Here is a 2,917-nt window from a genome sequence, read left to right as displayed (position 1 = left end):
GCTTCGATGCCCTGGCCGATGCCCATCGCGCCAGCGTGGACTGGGAACCGGCCGGCGCCTTCGAGTCCCGCGCCGCCCGGCTGCTGCCCGGCCTGTTCCTGGCCCGGGTCGACGGCAAGTCGCCGGCCGAGTACCTCACCGACCCGGCCCAGAAGGACCGCGTGCGCCGCGTGGCCCGCGCCCTGCTGCTGGACCCGCCGTCGCGCTTGGTGGACATTCGGACCGCCTGGGCAGAGGAGCTGAGCCTGTGACCTCCACCACCATCGCCGGGATCCGCGGCCGGCGCGTCTGGGACAGCCGGGGGCGGCCGACGGTCGAGGCCGAGATCCGGCTGGCGGGCGGCACCACCGGCCGCGCCATTGCCCCGGCGGGTGCCTCCACCGGCTCCGGCGAGGCGCTGGACCGGCGCGATGGCGGTGCGACCTTCGGCGGCCATGACGTGCAGGGCGCGGTCGGCGCTGTGAATGGCGAGATCGCCCGCGCCCTGGCCGGCTTCGACGCCGCAGATCAGGCCGGGCTGGACCGGGCGCTGATCGAGCTGGACGGCACGCCCGACAAGTCGCGGCTGGGCGGCAACGCCACCCTGGCCGTGTCGATGGCCGCGGCCCATGCCGCCGCGGCCGCCGCCAGCCTGCCGCTGTGGCGCCATCTGGGCGACGACGCGGCCACGCTGCTGCCCCTGCCCGAGATCCAGATCTTCGGCGGCGGCGCCCATGCCGGGCGGCGGTTGGACGTGCAGGATTTCCTGGTGGTCTGCCCCGGCGCCGGCAGCTTCGCCGAGGCGCTGGACTGGACCGCCGAGGTCTATCGCGCCGCCGGGTCGCTGATGGCCGATGCCGGCAAGCTGTACGGCGTCGCCGACGAAGGCGGCTTCTGGCCTGACTTCGCCGACGCCGCTGAGGCGCTGGACATGCTGGTCCGCGCCATCGAGCGCGCCGGCCGCCGGCCGGGCGAGGAGGTGGCGATCGCGCTGGACATCGCCGCGTCGGAGTTCGGGCGCCATGGCCGCTATCGCTTCGAGGGGCAGGACCTGGACACAGGGCAGATGGTCGAGCGGGTGGCCGGCTGGACCCGGCGCTGGCCGATCGTGTCGGTCGAGGACCCGGTGGCAGAGGACGACGCCGCCGGCTTCCGCGCCGTCACCGCGGCGATCGGCGACCGGGTGCAGGTGGTCGGCGACGACTTCCTGGTCACCGACGCGGCACGGGTGCGCGATGCCGCCGTGGCGCAGGCCTGCACCACCGTGCTGATCAAGCCGAACCAGCGCGGCACGCTGACCGAGGCGAAGGCGGCCTGGGATGCGGCGCGGGAGTCCGGCCTGGGCGGCATCGTCTCCGCCCGCTCGGGCGAGAGCGAGGACACCACCATCATCGACCTCGCGGTCGGCTGGGGCATCGGCCAGCTCAAGGTCGGGTCCTTCGCCCGGTCGGAGCGGATGGCGAAGTGGAACGCGGCCCTGCGGGTCGAGGAGGCGCTGGGGGGCCGCGCCGTCTTCGCCGGCCGAAGCGTCTTGCGCGGGTGACCCCATCCGGGGTGTTCTGCCGTCCCGCAACCGGATGAGTCCATGAGCTTCGACCTCGCCTTGATCGATCTGCGCATTCTCGGCCTTGCCATCCTCGGCGTCGCCGTCCTGACCCTGCTGGTCGCCCTGTTCCGCCGGCCGAAGCTGGATCTCGCGCCCTTGAGCGGAGCGATCGAGGACCTGCGCGCCGACCTGGCGCGGATGGCGCAGGAGCTTCAGACGGCAGAGCGGCGCGCCGATGCCTCGGCCGAGGCGCGGGACAGCCGGCAGCGGCAGGAGATCGCGTCGTCGCTGCGCAACACCGGTGACACCCTGGTCGGGGCCATGAAGGCGATCGGCGAGACCCAGCAGACCCGGCTGGACACCGTCGCCGCCCGGCTGCAGGCCCTGTCCGAGTCGATGGCGCAGAGCCAGAACCGGCTGCGCGAGACCATTGATCTGAACCTGCAGTCGCTGCGCAAGGAGAACGAGGCGAAGCTGGAGCAGATGCGCGCCACGGTCGACGAGAAGCTGCAGGCGACGCTGGAGGCGCGGCTGCAGACCCAGTTCCAGACCGTCAGCGAGCGGCTGGAGCGGGTGCATCAGGGCCTGGGCGAGATGCAGGTGCTGGCCGGCGGCGTCGGCGACCTGAAGAAGATGCTGTCCGGCGTGAAGACCCGCGGCACCTTCGGCGAGGAGCAGTTGGATGCCCTGCTGGAGCAGGTGCTGACCGAAGACCAGCTGGTGCGCAACGCCCGGCCGCGCGCCGACAGCACCGAGACGGTGGAGTTCGCCATCCGCCTGCCCGAGGGCGTGCTGCTGCCGGTCGACAGCAAGTTCCCGCAGGAGGATTACGAGCGGCTGATCCTGGCGATCGAGGCCGGCGACGCCGAGGCCGCGGCCAAGGCGGGCGCGGCGCTGGAGCGGCGGATGCGGGACGAGGCCAAGCGCATCGCGACGAAGTACATCTGCCCGCCGACGACGACCGATTTCGCCGTGCTGTTCGTGCCGACCGAGGGGCTGTTCGCCGAGGTGCTGCGCCGCCCCGGCCTGCGCGAATCGATCCGCGAGCAGCACCGCGTCACCATCCTGGGCCCAACCACGCTGGGCGCCTTCCTGTCCAGCCTGCGCATGGGCTTCCGCACCCTGGCGATCCAGGAGAAATCGGCCGAGATCTGGCAGGTGCTGGGCGCGGTGAAGACCGAGTTCCGCACCTATGGCGAGCTGATGTCCAAGGTCGAGAAGAAGCTGCAGGAGGGCCAGAACGTGATCCACCAGATCGGCGTCCGTAGCCGCGCCATCCACCGCAAGCTGCGCGAGGTCGAGGAGCTGCCGATGGACCGGGCCGCGCCGGTCCTCGAGCTGGACGCGCCCGAAGCGGAGATGCCCACCGCGGCTGAGGACGAGACGCCATAG

3 protein-coding genes are annotated in these 2,917 nt (G+C 72.5%); all 3 read left to right on the top strand.

Annotated elements, in window-relative coordinates; all coding sequences use genetic code 11:
• Window positions 1–251: hypothetical protein (locus ABDW35_RS35075; RefSeq protein WP_343718468.1), on the top strand; the 251-nt coding region annotated here is incomplete at its 5' end.
• Complete coding sequence (gene eno, locus ABDW35_RS35070; protein ID WP_343718467.1) at window positions 248–1,522, top strand: phosphopyruvate hydratase; 1,275 nt, start codon at window positions 248–250, stop codon at window positions 1,520–1,522. The genes ABDW35_RS35075 and eno, both read left to right, overlap by 4 nt.
• Before the next feature lie 42 nt (window positions 1,523–1,564).
• Window positions 1,565–2,917 carry a DNA recombination protein RmuC gene (gene rmuC, locus ABDW35_RS35065; RefSeq protein WP_343718466.1) on the top strand — a complete coding sequence of 451 codons (1,353 nt, stop codon included), beginning with the start codon at window positions 1,565–1,567 and terminating at the stop codon, window positions 2,915–2,917.

The organism is Inquilinus sp., from assembly GCF_039594555.1.
Taxonomy (GTDB): Bacteria; Pseudomonadota; Alphaproteobacteria; order DSM-16000; family Inquilinaceae; genus Inquilinus.
This window is presented reverse-complemented; position numbering and strand designations above follow the sequence as displayed.

Coding starts and splice junctions, on each gene's coding strand:
- rmuC (WP_343718466.1), top strand. CDS start 1,565: ATGAGCTTCGACCTCGCCTTGATCGATCTGCGCATTCTCGGCCTTGCC.